The 16,978-nt window shown below is 73.5% G+C and carries 11 protein-coding genes; 7 read left to right on the top strand and 4 right to left on the bottom strand.

What is annotated here, in order from left to right:
* Window positions 1-128: 128 nt before the first annotated feature.
* Window positions 129-1,838, bottom strand: a complete 1,710-nt coding sequence (locus ACFVHV_RS39385; RefSeq protein WP_359908961.1) for a carboxyl transferase domain-containing protein — start codon at window positions 1,836-1,838, stop codon at window positions 129-131.
* Between the two features lie 131 nt (window positions 1,839-1,969).
* Here ACFVHV_RS39385 and ACFVHV_RS39380 point away from each other — a divergent pair, with 131 nt between their 5' ends.
* Both ACFVHV_RS39380 and ACFVHV_RS39375 read left to right on the top strand, forming a co-directional pair.
* Window positions 1,970-2,695: a TetR/AcrR family transcriptional regulator gene (locus ACFVHV_RS39380; protein ID WP_359908958.1), complete on the top strand. Its 726-nt coding sequence runs from the start codon at window positions 1,970-1,972 to the stop codon at window positions 2,693-2,695.
* 271 nt (window positions 2,696-2,966) lie between these two features.
* Window positions 2,967-7,070 (top strand): ABC transporter transmembrane domain-containing protein, encoded by a 4,104-nt coding sequence (locus ACFVHV_RS39375; protein ID WP_380358093.1) that lies wholly within the window; start codon window positions 2,967-2,969, stop codon window positions 7,068-7,070.
* 134 nt (window positions 7,071-7,204) lie between these two features.
* Here ACFVHV_RS39375 and ACFVHV_RS39370 read toward each other — a convergent pair whose 3' ends face one another.
* Window positions 7,205-8,218, bottom strand: coding sequence for an ATP-grasp domain-containing protein (locus ACFVHV_RS39370; RefSeq protein WP_380358091.1), 1,014 nt, complete (start codon window positions 8,216-8,218; stop codon window positions 7,205-7,207).
* Window positions 8,219-8,341: 123 nt separating this feature from the next.
* Between ACFVHV_RS39370 and ACFVHV_RS39365 the strand changes: the two genes are divergently transcribed.
* Entirely contained in the window at window positions 8,342-8,884 is a 543-nt protein-coding gene (locus tag ACFVHV_RS39365; protein WP_380358089.1) for an NUDIX hydrolase, read from the top strand.
* 101 nt (window positions 8,885-8,985) lie between these two features.
* On the opposite strand, the gene ACFVHV_RS39360 is transcribed toward ACFVHV_RS39365, so the two are convergent.
* Window positions 8,986-10,209 carry a hypothetical protein gene (locus ACFVHV_RS39360; RefSeq protein ID WP_380358086.1) on the bottom strand — a complete coding sequence of 408 codons (1,224 nt, stop codon included), beginning with the start codon at window positions 10,207-10,209 and terminating at the stop codon, window positions 8,986-8,988.
* Between the two features lie 306 nt (window positions 10,210-10,515).
* Window positions 10,516-11,631 carry an ABC transporter substrate-binding protein gene (locus ACFVHV_RS39355; protein ID WP_380358084.1) on the bottom strand — a complete coding sequence of 372 codons (1,116 nt, stop codon included), beginning with the start codon at window positions 11,629-11,631 and terminating at the stop codon, window positions 10,516-10,518.
* Between the two features lie 324 nt (window positions 11,632-11,955).
* Here ACFVHV_RS39355 and ACFVHV_RS39350 point away from each other — a divergent pair, with 324 nt between their 5' ends.
* The 4 genes from ACFVHV_RS39350 (at window position 11,956) to ACFVHV_RS39335 (ending at window position 16,692) form a co-directional block, all read left to right on the top strand.
* Window positions 11,956-13,530 carry an APC family permease gene (locus tag ACFVHV_RS39350; protein WP_359909001.1) on the top strand — a complete coding sequence of 525 codons (1,575 nt, stop codon included), beginning with the start codon at window positions 11,956-11,958 and terminating at the stop codon, window positions 13,528-13,530.
* A gap of 179 nt (window positions 13,531-13,709) precedes the next feature.
* The gene (trpS, locus tag ACFVHV_RS39345; RefSeq protein WP_380358082.1) at window positions 13,710-14,825 is read left to right on the top strand and encodes a tryptophan--tRNA ligase; all 1,116 of its coding nucleotides are present in this window, start codon (window positions 13,710-13,712) and stop codon (window positions 14,823-14,825) included.
* Window positions 14,826-14,983: 158 nt separating this feature from the next.
* Window positions 14,984-15,949, top strand: coding sequence for an LD-carboxypeptidase (locus ACFVHV_RS39340; protein ID WP_380358079.1), 966 nt, complete (start codon window positions 14,984-14,986; stop codon window positions 15,947-15,949).
* A 68-nt stretch (window positions 15,950-16,017) separates the two neighbouring features.
* Complete coding sequence (locus tag ACFVHV_RS39335) at window positions 16,018-16,692, top strand: nucleoside/nucleotide kinase family protein (RefSeq protein ID WP_380358076.1); 675 nt, start codon at window positions 16,018-16,020, stop codon at window positions 16,690-16,692.
* Window positions 16,693-16,978 lie beyond the last annotated feature (286 nt).

The raw sequence follows: 16,978 nt of genomic DNA, 5'->3' as shown, positions 1-16,978 counted from the left end.
GGGGGGGGGGGCGCGTTCGTTGGGGGGGGGGGGGGGGGGGGGGGGGGGCGGGCCGGGGGGGGCCGCCGCCGCGGGGAGTCACACCCGGAAGGGAGGGGTCACGGACGCAGGGGTGACACGGGGCGGGATCACATGCGGAAGACGCCGTACGGAGCGGGCGGTGCCAGCGGGGCGTTGGCGCAGGCGGTGAGCGCGAGACCGACGACGGTGCGGGTGTCCATCGGGTCGATCACACCGTCGTCCCAGAGCCGGGCGGTGGCGTAGTAGGCGTTGCCCTGGCGCTCGTACTGCTCGCGGACGGGGCGCTTGAACTCCTCCTCCGCCTCGGCCGGCCACTGCTCGCCGTGCGCCTCCAGCTGGTCGCGGCGGACGGTGGCGAGGACGGAGGCCGCCTGTTCGCCGCCCATCACGGAGATCTTGGCGCCCGGCCACATCCACAGGAAGCGAGGTGAGTAGGCCCGGCCGCACATCGAGTAGTTGCCGGCCCCGTACGAGCCGCCGACCACCACGGTCAGCTTCGGGACGCGGGTGCAGGCGACGGCGTTGACCATCTTGGCGCCGTGCTTGGCGATGCCGCCCGCCTCGTACTGCCGGCCGACCATGAACCCGGTGATGTTCTGGAGGAAGAGGAGGGGGATGCCGCGCTGGTCGCACAACTCGATGAAGTGGGCGCCCTTGACGGCCGACTCGGAGAACAGCACGCCGTTGTTGGCGACGATGCCGACCGGGTGGCCGTGGATCCGGGCGAAGCCGGTGACCAGGGTGGCGCCATACTCCGCCTTGAACTCGGCGAACCGGCTGCCGTCCACCAGGCGGGCGATCACCTCGCGCACGTCGTAGGGCGTGCGCGGGTCGACCGGCACGGCGCCGTACAGGCCCGCCGGGTCGACGGCCGGCGGCTCGACCGGGGTGAGCGGCCACGGCCTGGCCTCGCGCGGGCCGAGCCCGGCGACGATGGTGCGGACGATGGAGAGGGCGTGGGCGTCGTCCTCGGCCAGGTGGTCCGTCACGCCGGAGGTGCGGGAGTGCAGCTCGCCGCCGCCCAGCTCCTCGGCGGTGACCACCTCACCGGTGGCGGCCTTCACCAGCGGCGGGCCGCCCAGGAAGATCGTGCCCTGGTTGCGGACGATCACGGCCTGGTCGCTCATCGCCGGGACGTACGCGCCACCGGCCGTGCACGAGCCGAGCACCGCGGCGATCTGCGGGATGCCCGCGGCGGAGAGCCTGGCCTGGTTGTAGAAGATCCGGCCGAAGTGGTCCCGGTCCGGGAAGACCTCGTCCTGCATCGGGAGGAAGGCGCCGCCGGAGTCCACCAGGTAGACGCAGGGCAGCCGGTTCTCCAGCGCGACCTCCTGGGCGCGCAGGTGCTTCTTCACCGTCATCGGGTAGTAGGTGCCGCCCTTGACGGTGGCGTCGTTGGCGACCACCACCACCTCGCGACCGGCGACCCGGCCGATTCCGGCGATCACCCCGGCCGCGGGCGCCGCGCCGTCGTACATCCCGTCGGCGGCCAGCGGGGCCAGCTCCAGGAAGGGGGAGGCCGGATCGAGCAGGGTGTCCACCCGGTCGCGGGGCAGCAGCTTTCCGCGGGAGGTGTGCCGGGCGCGGGCCTTGGCACCGCCGCCCAGGGCGGCCGCGTCGAGCTTCGCGCGCAGCTCGTCGACCAGGGCCCGGTGCGCTTCGGTGTTCGCGCGGTAGGCCTCGGAGCCCGGGTCGACGGAGCTGCCGAGCCGGGGCGCCGGTGCGGCGGCCGCGGACGGTGCGGCGCCGGGCGCGGCAGTGCCGGCCGCTGCGCCGAGTCGGAAGCCGGTGGATGTTCCGGCGGTTGAGATGACCATTCCCAAGAGCTCCCTTGCCCTCGGCACCAGGTGGGCAGCCGGGTGCGTCCGCCCGTGATCGCCACGTTAATTAACGTTAACTTACGCGCCCAGGTTAACGGCCGATAACCCGACTGTCTACGATGGACGGCATGCCGAACGTCCCCGCCGCCTCCGCGCTCCCCCGCCGCGACCAGATCCGCCGGGAGGCCGCGAGGCTGTTCGCGGCCCGGGGCTTCCTCGGCGTGGGGGTGGACGAGATCGGCAAGGCGGTCGGGATCAGCGGCCCCGGGCTCTACCGCCACTTCGCCGGCAAGGACGCGATGCTCGCGGACCTGCTGATCGGCATCAGCGAGCGCCTGCTGGACGAGGGGCGCCGCCGGGCCGGTGGCGGCGAAGGCCCGGCCGCCGCGCTGGACGCGCTGATCAGCGGCCACGTCGACTTCGCCCTGGGCGACCGGGACCTGATCACCCTGCACGACCGGGAACTGCTGAACCTCAAGGAGGAGGACCGGCGCACCGTCCGCCGGCTCCAGCGCGGCTACGTCGAGCTGTGGGTGGACGTGGTCCGGCAGGCCTACCCGCCGCTGGCCGGCCCCGCCGCCGAGCCGGTGGCGCGGGCCGCCGTGCACGCCGTCTTCGGCCTGATCAACTCGACCCCGCACAGCCTCGGCCCGAACCCCGACCACGGCGAGCGCGTCGCCCTCCAGCGCGACGGCATGGCCGCCCTGCTCCACGCCCTCGCCCACGGCGCGTTCGCGGCGGCCGCGGAATCGGCAGGCGTCCCCGCCGACGGTTCGGCATCCGCGGGCGTCCCCGCCGACGGTTCGGCGTCCGCGGGCGTCCCCGCCGACGGTTCGGCGTCCGCGGGCGTTTGAGGCGCTCGGCGGCAGTCCGTCCGGAGGCCTGGTCCCAAAGGGTGACGCCCGACCCGTCCCCGGCCGCTGGGCGCGCGAGGGGTCGTCGGCGATCCTGGAGACGGCCGGGGGAGTGGGCCGTTCGAGTGTCCGCCCGGGAATCACCGCAGGCCGTCGGCTGTTGGCCAGTCCGCCGGGCCGGATGATCGGGGCTTCCCCTGGTCGGCCCCGAACCCCTCCGGCTCGGAAACGCCATGGCGGCCACCCGACGAAATGGTTAGCATCCCTAAATATGCCTGAGACTCACGGATCCACGGTGGAGCAATCCCCGAGCGGCCCTCCGGCCCCCGGCCCGACCCCGGAGGCTCCCGCCGACAGCCCGCAGACCGCCGTCGGGAACACCGGTCCGGCCGCGGAGGCCGCCCAAGGCGCCGAGGCGGCCGGCTGGCTGCGCCGTCTGGTCGGCTACAGCTGGCGGTCCCGGCGCAGCCTGCTGCTCGCGTTCGGCGCCTCGCTCCTCGGCATGGCCGTCACCGCGCTGGTGCCGCTGGTCACCAAGCTGATCATCGACGACGTCATCATCGCCCACATCCGTTCGCTGGCCCCCTGGGCGGTGGTGCTGCTGCTCGCCGCCCTCGTGGTCTTCGGCTGCACCCAGGTCCGCCGCTACTACGGCGGCCAGCTCGCGGTCGACGTCCAGCACGACATGCGCAGCGACCTGTTCCGCTCGCTCGGCCGGCTCGACGGCCACCGCCAGGACCGGCTGGACACCGGTCAGGTGATCGGGCGGGCGACCTCCGACCTCCAGCTGGTCAACGGCCTGCTCTCGATGCTGCCGATGATGACCGGCTACCTGCTGATGTTCGTCATGTCGCTGGCCGTGATGGTCTGGCTGTCCCCGCCGCTCACCCTGGTCGCCCTGGTCATGGCCCCCGCGCTGTGGTGGGTCTCGGTGCTCGGCCGCAAGCGCCTCTTCCCCGCCACCTGGGCCGCCCAGCAGGAGGCGGCCGCCGTCGCGGGCGTGGTGGACGGCGCGATCGGCGGCGTCCGCGTGGTCAAGGGCTTCGGACAGGAGGCGCAGGAGCTCGACAAGCTGGAGGCGGCCTCCCACAACCTCTTCGCGGCCCGGCTCCGGTCGATCCGGCTGAACGCCCGGTACAACCCGGCGATGCAGGCGATCCCGGCGCTCGCCCAAGTCGGCGTCCTCGCCTTCGGCGGCTGGCTGGCCGTCGACGGCCGGGTCACGCTGGGGACCTTCGTCGCCTTCTCCACCTACGTCGCCCAGATGACCGGCCCGGTCCGGATGATGACCATGGTCATCACCGTCGGCCAGCAGGCCCGGGCCGGCGTCGAGCGGGTCCTGCAGCTGATCGACGAGCGCCCGCTGGTCCAGGAGCGACCGGACGCCCGCACCCTGGACCTCGCGCACGGTGGCCCCCCGGCCGGCGCCTCGGCGATCGGCACCCCCGCCAACGCCCACGCCGACGCTGCCGCCGACGCCCTCGCTGCCGCCCCCGTAGGCCCGCGGACCCCCGACGTCGCCCTGGAATTCGACCGGGTCGAGTTCCGCTACGACCCCGAGCACCCCGCCCCCGTCCTGCACGGCCTCAGCCTGAAGCTGGCCCCCGGCGAGACCCTCGCCCTGGTCGGCGCCTCCGGCTCCGGCAAGTCGACGGTGGCCCAGCTGGTGCCCCGCTTCTACGACCCCGCCTCCGGCACCGTCCGCCTGTACGGCCACGACCTGCGCGACCTCACGCTGGACTCGGTCCGCGCGACGGTCGGCATCGTCCCCGAGGAGAGCTTCCTCTTCTCCGAGTCGGTCCGCACCAACATCTCCTACGGCCGTCCGGACGCGACGGACGAACAGGTGGTCGCCGCAGCCCGCGCCGCCCAGGCCGACGAGTTCGTCCGCGCGCTGCCGGACGGCTACGACACCAAGGTCGGCGAGCAGGGCCTGACCCTCTCCGGCGGCCAGCGCCAGCGCATCGCACTGGCCCGGGCGATCCTCACCGACCCCCGGATCCTGCTGCTGGACGACGCCACCTCGGCGGTGGACCCGCAGATCGAGGCGGAGATCCACGACGCGCTGCGCTCGGTGATGACCGGCCGCACCACGCTGCTGATCGCCCACCGCCGTTCGACCCTCCAACTCGCCGACCGGATCGCCGTCCTGGAGCGCGGCCGGCTGCTGGACCTCGGAACCCACGAGGAACTCGAAGCCCGATGTCCCCAGTACCGGGCCCTGATCACCGACCCCGAGGCCGGCTCCGCCGACCGGCACTCCACCCCCGAACCGGCATCCGATGAACCGGCGTCCCCGGCGGCGTCCCCGGCGAAGCCCGGGCGGGCAACCGGGCAGCCGGCCGTCGACGGCACTCCCACCGACGGCGCTCCCGGCACCGCCGGAACTGACGGAACTGACGGAACCGACGGCACCGACGGCACCCGGGCCACTTCCGGAACCGACGACACCGCGGGAACCCCCGGAACCCGGACGACCCCCGTCCTCCCCACCCCCGCCCTGGCCAAGGCCGCCCGCACCGCCGACCCCGACCTGCTGGACCGGGTCGCGGCCCTGCCGCCGGCCTCCGACACCCCGGACGTCCCCCGCGCCGAGGCCGAGGCCGGCGACCCCGACTTCACCCTGCGCCGCCTGCTGCGCTCCTTCCGCACCCCGCTGCTCATCGCCCTCCTGCTGGTCGCCCTGGACGCGGCGGCCGGACTGGTGCTGCCGGTGCTGATCCGGCACGGCATCGACGACGGTGTCCGCAAGGGCCTGATGTCCGGCGTCGCGGTCGCCTCGCTCACCGCACTCGTCGTGGTGCTGCTGGACTGGGTGGTGCAGGGCGCGGAGAACCGGGTCAGTGGCCGTACCGGCGAGCGCGTCCTCTACACGCTCCGGCTCAAGATCTTCGCCCACCTCAACCGGCTCGGCCTGGACTACTACGAGCGCGAGCTGACCGGCCGGATCATGACCCGGATGACCACCGACCTGGACTCGCTGACCTCCTTCCTCCAGACCGGCATGGTCACCGCGGTGGTCAGCCTGCTGACCTTCGCCGGGATCTTCGCCGCCCTGCTGATCATCGACGCCGGCCTGGCCCTGGTGGTCTTCGCCGTCCTGCCGCTGCTGGTGATCGCCACCCTGGTGTTCCGCAAGAAGTCCAAGGACCAGTACGAGCGCTCCCGCGACCTGATCGGCACCGTCAACGCCGACCTCCAGGAGAACGTGGCCGGCATGCGGATCGTCCAGGCGTTCCGCCGCCTGGACACCAACACCGACCGCTTCGTGGCCCGGGGCATCGCCTACCGCGAGGCCCGGGTCAGGGCCCAGCTCTACATCTCGCTGTACTTCCCGTTCGTCCAGTTCCTCTCCAGCGTGGCCGCCGCGCTGGTGCTGATCGTCGGCGCGGCCCGGGTCGACGCCGGGACGCTGACGGTCGGCGCGCTGGTCGCCTACCTGCTCTACATCGACCTGTTCTTCGCGCCGGTCAACCAGCTGTCCCAGGTGTTCGACGGGTACCAGCAGGCCTCGGTGGGCCTCGGCCGCATCCGCGAGCTGCTGCGCACCCCGACCACCACGGCCGAGGCGGCCGACCCGGTCCCGGTGGTCAAGGGCCTGCGCGGCGAGATCTCCTTCGAGGGCGTCGGCTTCGCCTACAACGGCGGTGCGGACGGCGCCCCGACCGTGCTGAGCGGCGTGGACCTGCACATCCCGGCCGGGCAGACGGTGGCGCTGGTCGGCGAGACCGGCGCCGGAAAGTCGACGCTGGTGAAGCTGGTCGCCCGGTTCTACGACGCGACGGAGGGCACCGTCCGGGTGGACGGGGTCGACCTCACCCGCTACGACCTGGCGCAGTACCGCCACCGCCTGGGTGTGGTGCCGCAGGAGGCGTACCTGTTCGCGGGCACGGTCCGCGAGGCCATCGCCTACGGCCGGCCGGGCGCCTCGGCGGCCGAGGTGGAGGCGGCGGCCCGGGCGGTCGGCGCGCACGACATGATCGTCCGGCTCTCGGGCGGCTACGACCACGAGGTGGCCGGCCGCGGGCGAAACCTCTCGGCGGGTCAGCGCCAGCTGATCGCGCTGGCCCGGGCGGAGCTGGTCGACCCGGACATCCTGCTGCTCGACGAGGCCACCGCGGCGCTCGACCTGGCCACCGAGGCCGCGGTCAACCGGGCCGCGGACCGGCTCAGCGGCGGACGGACCACCCTGGTCATCGCCCACCGCCTGACCACCGCCGAGCGTGCCGACCGGGTGGTCGTGCTGGACCACGGCCGGGTGGTCGAGGACGGCACTCACGCCGAACTGCTCGCCCTGGGCGGCACCTACAGCCGGCTCTGGCAGGCGTTCATCGCCGACGGCCACCCGGCGGCCGAGGCCGTGGCCGCCGGATAGGCCGCCCCGCACCCGGGCCGGGGGCGGCGTCAAGCCGGCCCCCGGCCCGGGCGCGATCCCGAACCTCTGCGATCCCGAACCTCTGCGACCTCGAACCGCCACGCCCCGCCCGGCGGTCCTTCACGCACGAACCGTCAGGCGGCGATCAGCGAGGCCAGCAGTCCCGAGGCGTCGATCCCGCGCGGCAGGTCGCTCACCTGCCCGTCGCCGACCTCGACCACCCGCCAGCCGGAGCCGTCCGCCCGGCTGGCGAGGTCGGTGGTGACGAAGCGGCAGCCGAGCCTGCGGACCAGCGCCGGGACATCGGTGAGGTCGGGTTCGACGGTCCGGCGCGGGGCGTCCGGGTGCGGCCCGACCAGGACGGGCCGGCCGTCCAGCCACCACACCCGGGCCTCCACGGGCCGTCCGCCGCTGCCCGGCGCGTCGCCGTCGGCGTGCTCCGGGCCGGCCGCACCGGCGGCACCGGGCACCCCGCTCACGTCGGACACCCCGCTCGCGTCGGCCGCGCCGTCGGCGCCGGCCGGCCCCGCCGGGACGCCCGCGCCCTCGAACTCCTCGTACCGCCGCAGCACCACGCCGCCCGCCAGGAACTCGCCCTGCAACTCGACGAACCGTTCCACCACCCGTCCGACGGCAGCCAGGTCGGCCAGCTCGGGCACGTAGCAGGCCTCGTGCCACTCGTGCTTGCGCGACTTCACGTAGTCCTTGACGATCGCCGGCCCGTGCCCGCCGAGCCGGGCCGCGGCCTCCGCCAGTTCCTCGGGCCCGGGCGCCACCGGCCCCTCCGACGGGATCCACGCACTGGCCGGCGTCGCACCCTCGAACACGTCGTACCAGCCGGGCAGTTCGTGGGCCGCCGCGTACCCGGGCGGGCTGGTCAGCAGGGCGCCGCCGCGGGCGGTGAGCGCGGCGGCGAAGTCGGCGTACCGGGCGGTGGGCAGCATCCAACCCCGGTACCAGAGCGGCCCGCTGTCCGCCGGTACCCGTCGGACGGCCTCCTCGGCCCGCCCGGCGAGCAGCCCGTCGTGGTCGACCAGATGGTGCTCGCCGCCCAACTCCCGCAGCATCCTGGCCTCCCAGGCGAAGTGCGGGTCGGGCCGGCGCGGGTTGAGCGGATCGGCGGGGAAGATGATCGCGGGTACGGGCATGGCCGTCAGAGTACGGTCGGCGGGCTGATCCCGGGCCCGCCACGACGGACCGGTCGACCCGAGCACCCGACCGGAGTGCCGAATCCGCTCGACGCCCCGGTCGGCCGCTGCGAGAGTGACCCGATGCGAAATCTGCTGAGCTCCCGCAAGCGCAGGCCGAGGCAGGCCGCCCGCACGGTGGTCCTGGACGAGAACGGCTCGGTCTTCCTGCTCCGTTCGGACAACGACGAGGTCGGCGTGCACTGGACCATGCCGGGCGGCGGACTGGAGCCGGGCGAGACCCCGTGGGACGGGGCCCGGCGCGAGCTGTGGGAGGAGACGGGCTGGAGCGACCTCGAACCCGGCCCGCTGCTCTGCACCTGGGAGCACGACTTCACCTGGCACGGCACCCCGGTCCGCCAGCACGAGCACATCTACCTCGCCACAGGGCCGCACCGCGGCCCGGTCGGCGACGTCAGCGCGGTGCACGCGGTCGACCGGATCCTGGACTGGCGCTGGTGGACCCCGGCCGACCTCGCCGACGAGAACGCCGACGCGCTCTGGCCGCCCGCGCTGCCGGAACTGCTGGACACGGTCCGCGCGGGCTGGGCCGTGGACGGTCGACCGCCGGTGCCGGTCGACCTCGGATACGTCCCGAACGGCCCGGTCACCCGTCGGGCCCGCTAGCGCCGCTGGGCCCGCTGGGTCCGCTGGACCCGCGCGGCCCGACGCCCACCCGGCCTGTCGGGCCCGCGCGGCCCGGCACCGAACGGCGCCCGGTGGAGCGGCTACCCGCGCCCGCCGCGCCGGGTCCGCGCGGCCGGACCGGGCTCCCAGCCGTGCAGTTCCAGCTCCCGGTCGTGCAGCGCGGCGGGGTTCATCAGCACCGTCAGCGGGGCGCCGACCAGCCGGTCGGCCGCGAGCCCGGTCGCGGACAGCAGCTGCTCGGTCGGCACCGAGACGGCGATGGCGGGCCGCCAGGAGGGCAGGACCACCAGGCAGGTGCCGCGGCCGACCCGGATCGGCCGGGCCGCCACCCGTACCGGTGCCCGTTCCTCCGGCCGACCGAGGGCCTCGGTCGGTCCCGGGCCGGCGCCGATCAGGATGCCGAGCGGCGGTTCGGCCCACGAGGCCCCGGCGGAGGCCCCGGCGGTGCCGTCGACGGCAGAGCGGTCGACGGCGGCGGGGTCGGTCCCGGCAGAGCTCCCGATGGCGATGCCGGTTCCGGAGCCGGCATCGAGGGCCCCGGCTCGGGGAGCTCCGATTCGGGGAGCTCCGGTTCGGGAAGCTCCGGTTCCGAACGACGGTCCCTGCGCCGCCGCTCCCGTCGCGCCGGCCCGTTCGCCCCGTTCGCCGGCCCGTTCGTCGGCCCGGCCGGTGGCACCCGGCAGGCCCGTTCCGGTCGGGCCGGACGCGGCCGTCTCCCGTGCGGTCGCCCCCTGCCCGCTCTGGGCGGCCTGCGGGTGCATCCGGCGCAGTCGCCGTGAGGGCGACGGCCGCCGGGATCCCAGGATCCGCGGCTCTTCGCGCACCGTGCGCTGCGTCGGCACGGACGGGCCGGCCTCCGAGGGTGCGGCGGCGGACCCGAACCGGACGAACCCGGCCTCGGCTCCGTCCTGCCCGTGGAGGGCGTCGGGCGCCGCGGCGGCACGCTCGGCCGATGCGCCGGGAGCGGCCGGACCGTCCTCGGTCTCCGCGTCCACGCCGGGCGGGGCCGGTACCTCCGCGACCAGTCGACGGCTCGCGTCCGCCGGCGGGACGGTCGGGGCTTCCGCGTCGTACCGGCTGCGCGGCTGCGGCACCGAGTCGAGGCGTGTCGGGCCGGTCCGGCGCGCCCCTCCCTCCGGGAAGCCGGGCGCGGTCGCACCGGGCTCGACGACGGTCGCGATCGAGCACATCGGGACGGCCGCGGCGGGCGGGCCCGGCACAGCGGGTGGGGGCGAGGATCCGGCGCTGTCCCCGGGCGGGCCGGGCAGGGACGGGTCGGTTGCGGCGGGGTGGAGCGAAGTCATCTGCGGGCCCTTCGGGGAACGGTCCCGACGATCCTCCCGCACCACGCGATCAGCTCCAAGCGTCGAACCCGACGGTGTGCGCGATACCACCGCGATACCACCGCGGGATCGTCGTGGGATCACCCCGGGATCGCCCAAGACGGCGCAGGGCGAACACCGTTGCCGCACGACCGGAACGGCGCCGTGCTCCGCCCGCGGGCCCCGGTCCCGCCCCGCCGGGCGGGACCGGCCGAGCGACCGGTCAGGGGTCGGCCGAGCGACCGGCGAGCGACCGGTCCTCGGGCCGGTCAAGGACCGACCGGGAGATCAACCAGCGGGCGCGACAAAGCCCTTGAGGTCGGCGAGCACCGCGTTCGCCGCCATGACGCCGAGCCCGAGGAACCAGGTCTCGTCCGAAACCGGCCGGGCCTGACCGGACTTGACCGCGCCGAGCGTCTTCCAGAGCGCGCCGCCCAGCACCGCGTCCTGGTTGGTCGAGCTGGGGCTTCCGTACACGCCGTAGAAGATCCAGTCGGCGTCGGCCTTGTCGATCTGCTCCGGGCTGACCTCCACCGCGAGCTCCTGGACCTGCTCGATCCTGGGCTGCGGCAGCGGCACGTCGGTGAGGATGGTGCCGATGAAGGAGAGCTCGGCGTAGAGCCGGGTCCGGCCCGGCATGAAGCGCAGCGGAGTGATGGTGGGCCGCTTGTCGCCGAGCTTCGCGCCGATCGCCGCGGCCGCCGCCTGGTACGCGTCGAGCTGCGCCTTGGCCTCGGCCTCCAGGCCGAACGCACTCGCGTTGAGCAGGAAGTTCTGCTTCCAGGGGTAGCCGGGGCGCAGCGAGAAGACGGTCGGCGCGATCTTGGACAGCTGGGCGTACTGGTCCTGGGCCCGCAGCTGGCTGCCGAGGATCAGGTCCGGCTTGAGCGCGGCGATGGCCTCCAGGTTGAGGCTGTTGATGGTGCCGACGGCGGCGGGGCTGCCGGCCTTGTCCTTGAGGTAGGACGGCAGGGACTTGGAGCCGTCGGTGTGCACGACGCCGACCGGCTGGATGCCGAGGGCGACGACGTTGTCGAGCTCGCCGGTGTCGAGCACCACGACCCGGGTGGGCCTGGCCGGGATGACGGTCTCGCCCATCGCGTGCCGGAGGGTGCGCGGGTAGACGCCGGGGGCGGCGTCGGTGCCGAAGCCCTTCATCTTCTCGATCACGGCCGCGTAGTCGTCGCCGCCCTGCTTGACCGACTTCTGGTTCGGGGAGGAGCCGCCGCCGGTCGGGGCCGAACCGCCGCTGCCGCCCGATCCACCCGCGCCGCCCGAGCTGCCGCAGGCGGTGAGCAGTCCGCCGAGGCCGAGCACGGCACCTCCGGCGATCCCGGCGGTGAGGAACCTGCGGCGGGTCGCGGTGCGGGGGGCGAGGGCCAGGTCGTCGGAGGTGGGGGGCACGCGACGCTCCTTTCACGATCGAATTTAGGTTAGGCAAACCTATCCGATGGGAGGGGGGCGGGGTCGCGGACCGTCCGCGCCGGAGGGGCAAACTATGCCGAACCTTGGCAAAAGGGAGAAAATTTCTTGGCCCAACTCCTTTGAAACAAAGGTACATGGGTGAACAAGCCGTAAATACAGCAACCCCAACGGCCTTCAGGCGAACGAATCGAAGTAAGTGGTTTAGATCACCAAGGGTTGGTCTACTCAACCTTCCATGCTCGCCTCTAGGGTGCGCTGGTGTTTGATCAGCAGCTCTCAGAGCACACGAGCAGCGGCCGGGCAATGGCGCCCGGCGCTCCGCAGGGTGCCCCGGTCAGTGGCATCAGTGGTGGAGTCCCCGGCAGTCAGGGGACCGCTGGGGGAGCGGGGGACAAGGGTCTACGGGGCGGTTCCGTCGGCCTGCTGAGCAGTGTGGTGCTGGGCGTCTCGACGGTCGCCCCGGTCTACTGCCTGACAGCGACACTCGGACCGACCGTCACCGCGGTCGGCGTCCAGATGCCCGCGGTGTTCCTGGCGGGCTTCCTGCCGATGCTGCTCGTCGCGTTCGCGTACAAGGAGCTGAACAAGGACTTCCCGGACTGCGGCACGTCCTTCACCTGGGGCGTCCGGGCCTTCGGCCCCCGGGTCGGCTGGATGGCCGGCTGGGGGCTGACGGTGGCGACCATCATCGTGCTCTCCAACCTGGCCGGGGTCGCGACCGACTTCCTGTACCTGATGCTCGGGGAGATGACCGGCAGCGGCTGGGTCACCGAACTCGACCAGAACAAGGCCGTCCACCTGCTCACCGTGGTCCTGCTGATCGCCGGCGCCACCGCGATGAGCTACCGGGGGATGACCGCCACCAAGTGGTTCCAGTACAGCCTGGTCGGCCTCCAACTGGCCGTGCTGCTGCTCTTCTCCGCCATCGCCATCGGCAAGGCCGCCTCCGGTGACCTGCCCGACTCGATCGGCTTCTCCTTCTCCTGGCTCAACCCGCTCCAGGTCAGCTCGTTCAGCGCGTTCACCGCCGGACTGTCGCTGTCGATCTTCATGTACTGGGGCTGGGACACCTGCCTGACCATGAACGAGGAGACCCAGGGCAGCGCCAAGACCCCCGGCCGCGCCGCGATGATCTCGATGGTCACCCTGGTCGGCTCGTACCTGCTGGTCGCGATCGCCTCCCAGATGTTCGCGGGCGTCGGCAGCACCGGCAACGGCCTCGGCAACCCGGCCACCGCCGACAACGTCTTCGCCGCACTGGCCCGTCCGGTGCTCGGCTCGCCGTGGAGCATCCTGCTCTTCCTGGCCGTCGTCGCCAGCGCCGCCGCCAGCCTGCAGACCACCTTCATCCCGGTGGCCCGCACCCTGCTCGCGATGAGCGCCTACCGCGCCGTGCCGCCGCGCTTCGGCGCCGTCCACCCGCGCTTCCGCACCCCCGGCTACGCCACCGTCGCGGCGGGCATCGCCACCGCGGTCTTCTACGTCGGCATGAGCCTGATCAGCGAGAACGTCGTCCAGGACACCATCCTGGCGCTCGGCCTGATGATCTGCTTCTACTACGCGCTGACCGCCTTCGCGTGCGTCTGGTACTTCCGCCGCTCGCTGCGCGGCGGCGTCCGCGACCTGCTGCTCAAGGGCGCCGCCCCGCTCCTCGGCGGCGTGCTGCTCACCGCGGTCTTCCTCCAGACCCTCACCGACGCCTGGGACCCCGACTACGGCAGCGGTTCGGTCTTCGGCATCGGCTCGGTCTTCGTGATCGGCGTCGGCATCCTGCTGCTCGGCGCCGCGCTGATGACCTGGTACGGCTTCATCCGGCCGGAGTTCTTCCGCGGCGAGACGCTGCACAAGGACACCCCGGCACTGGTCGTGGAGGACTGACGCCGTTACTGTGGGCTGCATGAAGCGCTTCGTGGGCCTGTGCTGGTGGCCGTCCTAGGACGGCCACCACACTCGCCTGACCAGGGCCGTCCGGGATGGACGGCCCTGCTGCGTTTCCCCGCAGGACGGGTCCCTCGCCCCGGACGGCCGCCACCGCCGCCGCACCGAGGAGAGAGACCTTGACCACCGCCGCCGTGACCACCACTGCGACCACCGCTTCCGCGACAGCCTCCGCGAGCACAGCCTCCGCGACCACCGCCGTCGCCGACACGTCCGTTCCGTCCGCTCCGGTCGACGATCCGACCGCCCACCGCGTCCTCACCGGGGACCGGCCCACCGGACCGCTCCACCTCGGCCACTACTTCGGCACCCTGCGCAACCGGGTCCGGCTCCAGGACCAGGGAGTCGAGATGTTCGTCGTGGTCGCCGACTACCAGGTCATCACCGACCGCGACCTCGCCGACCGGCTCGCCGAGCACACCGAGAACCTCGTCCTCGACTACCTCGCCGCCGGCCTCGACCCCGAGCGGGCGACGATCTTCCCGCACAGCGCCGTCCCCGCCCTCAACCAGCTGCTGCTCCCCTTCCTCAGCCTGGTCAGCGTCGCCGAACTGGGACGCAACCCCACCGTCAAGGACGAGATCGCCCACTCCCGGCAGGCCGCCGTCAGCGGGCTGATGTTCACCTACCCCATCCACCAGGCGGCCGACATCCTCTTCTGCAAGGCCGACCTGGTCCCGGTCGGCCAGGACCAGCTGCCCCACCTCGAAGTCGCCCGCACCGTCGCCCGCCGCTTCAACGAGCGCTACCCGCACGCCGACGGCAGCGCCGTCTTCCCCCGGCCGCAGGCCCTGCTCTCCGACGCCCCGATGCTGCTCGGCACCGACGGCGGCAAGATGAGCAAGAGCCGGGGCAACGCCGTCGCCCTCGGCGCCACCGAGGACGAGACCGCCCGGATCATCCGCGGCACCAGGACCGACGCCGACCGCCGGATCGGCTACGACCCGGTCAACCGTCCCGAGGTCTCCAGCCTCGTCCTGCTCGCCGCCCTCTGCCAGGACCGCGCCCCCGAGGCCGTCGCCGAGGAGATCGGCGACGGCGGCGCCGCCGCGCTCAAGCGCACCGTCACGGAGTCCGTCAACGAGTTCCTCCGCCCGATGCGCGCCCGCCGCGCCGAACTCGCCGCCGACCGGGGCCACCTGCGGCAGGTCCTGCGCGACGGCGCCGAGCGGGCCAACGCCGTCGCCGACGCCACCCTCGCCGAGGTCCGGGAGGTGATGGGGGCGGCCATCTGAAGAGCGCTCACCCGCCGGAGCCCGCCGAAGCCGTCCGGACAGCGGACCGCCTCCCGCGGACATCGGCCGGTTGACACGGGGCATATCGTCACCGGGCGGTCGCGGCCACAGCGCGACCGCCCGCACCCCGCTCCCGCGCCCGAAAGGTGGCCCGGCCCATGGACCAGCACCCGACCGCACTCGGCCAGGGGCTGACCCGCCCGCCGCACCTGCGCCCCGGCGACCACATCGCCGTCGTCGCGCCCAGCGGCCCGATCGACGCGGCACGCCTCACCGCCGGGTGCGCGATCCTCCGCTCCTGGGGGCTGCGCGTCACCGTCGCCCCGCACGTCCTCGACACCCACCCCTCCCTCGGCTACCTGGCCGGCACCGACGCGGACCGCGCCGCCGACCTCCGGAACGCCTGGCTCGACCCCACCGTCGACGCCGTCATCTGCGCCCGCGGCGGGTACGGCGTGCACCGCATGGCCGACCTGCTCGACTGGACCGCGATGCGCGCCGCCAGGCCCAAGCCCTTCATCGGCTTCAGCGACGTCAGTTCCCTGCACGAGGCGTTCGCCCAGCGCCTCGGCCTCGCCACCCTGTACGGACCGCTGGCCGCCGGGGCGTCCTTCGTCTCCGACGGCTCCGACGGCCCGACCGCCGAGCACCTCCGCCGCACCCTCTTCGACCCCGCCGCCGTCACCGTCCTCACGTCACCCACCGCCGCCCCGCTCGTCCCCGGCCGGGCCCGCGGCGTCACGGCCGGCGGCTGCCTCCACGTCCTCACCGCCGAGCGCGGCACGCCCGCCGCCCGGGCCTCGTACGAGGGAGGCATCCTGCTGCTCGAAGACGTGAACGAGCACCCCTACCAGCTCGACCGCCTGCTCACCCAGCTCCTGCGCTCCGGTGCCCTCGACGGCGTGGCCGGTGTCGCCCTCGGCTCCTGGGAGGGCTGCGGACGGCCGGAACGGGTCCGGGACGTGATGCTCGACCGGCTCGGCGGCCTCGGCGTCCCCGTGCTCTGGGAACTGGGCTTCGGCCACTGCCCGTCCACCCTCACCGTCCCGCTCGGCGTTCCCGCCCTGCTCGACGCCGACGCCGGCACCCTCACCCTGGACCTGCCCGCCCTCGCCGAACGCTGAGCCGGTTCGAGGCCGAGCCACAGCACGGGCGTGCTCAGTAACACGGGCGTGCTCAGTAAGGTGCGGCCATGAACGAGGACCGCCTCACCGCCCTTGCCCTCGGTTTCCTCCGCGGCCCGGGCAGCAACGCCCGCACGATCCTGGGACTTGCCGGCCCGCCCGGCGCCGGCAAGTCCACCCTGGCCCGTCACCTGGTCGCCGAGGTCGAGCGTGCCGAAGGCCCCGGCACCGCCGCCTACGTCCCGCTCGACGGCTTCCACCTCTCCGGTGCCCAGCTCGACCGCCTCGGCCTGACCCACCGCAAGGGCGCCCCGGTCACCTTCGACGCCCACGGCTACCTCGCCCTGCTGCGCCGCATCGCCGGCGACCGGTTCCAGGACATCTACGTCCCGGACTTCGACCGCACCCTGGACGAACCGGTCGCCGCCCGCCACGTGGTCCGCCCGCACACCCGGCTCGTCATCACCGAGGGCAACTACCTCGCCTCCAGCGACACGCCTTGGTCCGATGCCCGCCGACTCCTGCGCGAGCTCTGGTACGTGCACACGGATGACGAGGTCCGCGAGGAGCGGCTGCTCCGGCGGCACCGCGACGGCGGCCGCGACGAGGCCACCGCGCGCCAGTGGGTCACCGGCAACGACCACCCCAACGGCGCGTACGTGAAGCCCGGGCGGGCGCTCTGCACCCGCACCGTCTCCGGGACGGGTTTGCCTTCGACCCCCGACAGGGGTAGTGTTTCCTAGTCGCTCGGCAGGGAGCACCGGACACGCATCGGCGCGGACGGTCCCGGAGCGGCCAATCCCCAGAAACACCACTTCCGGTTCGTGCCGGTCGTTTCGCTTTTCGCGTCCCGACCTGGTGCTTATTCGGCGTGCGCGTTTTATCGGATTGCGGCCGGATTCGCTTTTCGGAGCGGGGATCGGCTAGAGTTTTGAACGTCGGACAGGGCGTCAAGCCCCGGAAGACACCGGCGAGTTGGATGAACGAAGCCCCGGAAACGGAGCGGAAAACATCTGATAAGCTGGAAAC

It is taken from the genome of Kitasatospora sp. NPDC127116 (genome assembly GCF_042677365.1).
Lineage (GTDB): Bacteria > Actinomycetota > Actinomycetes > Streptomycetales > Streptomycetaceae > Kitasatospora > Kitasatospora lactacystinica.
The sequence above is the reverse complement of the archived record's forward strand: the minus strand, read 5'-3'. Positions and strand labels throughout refer to the sequence as shown.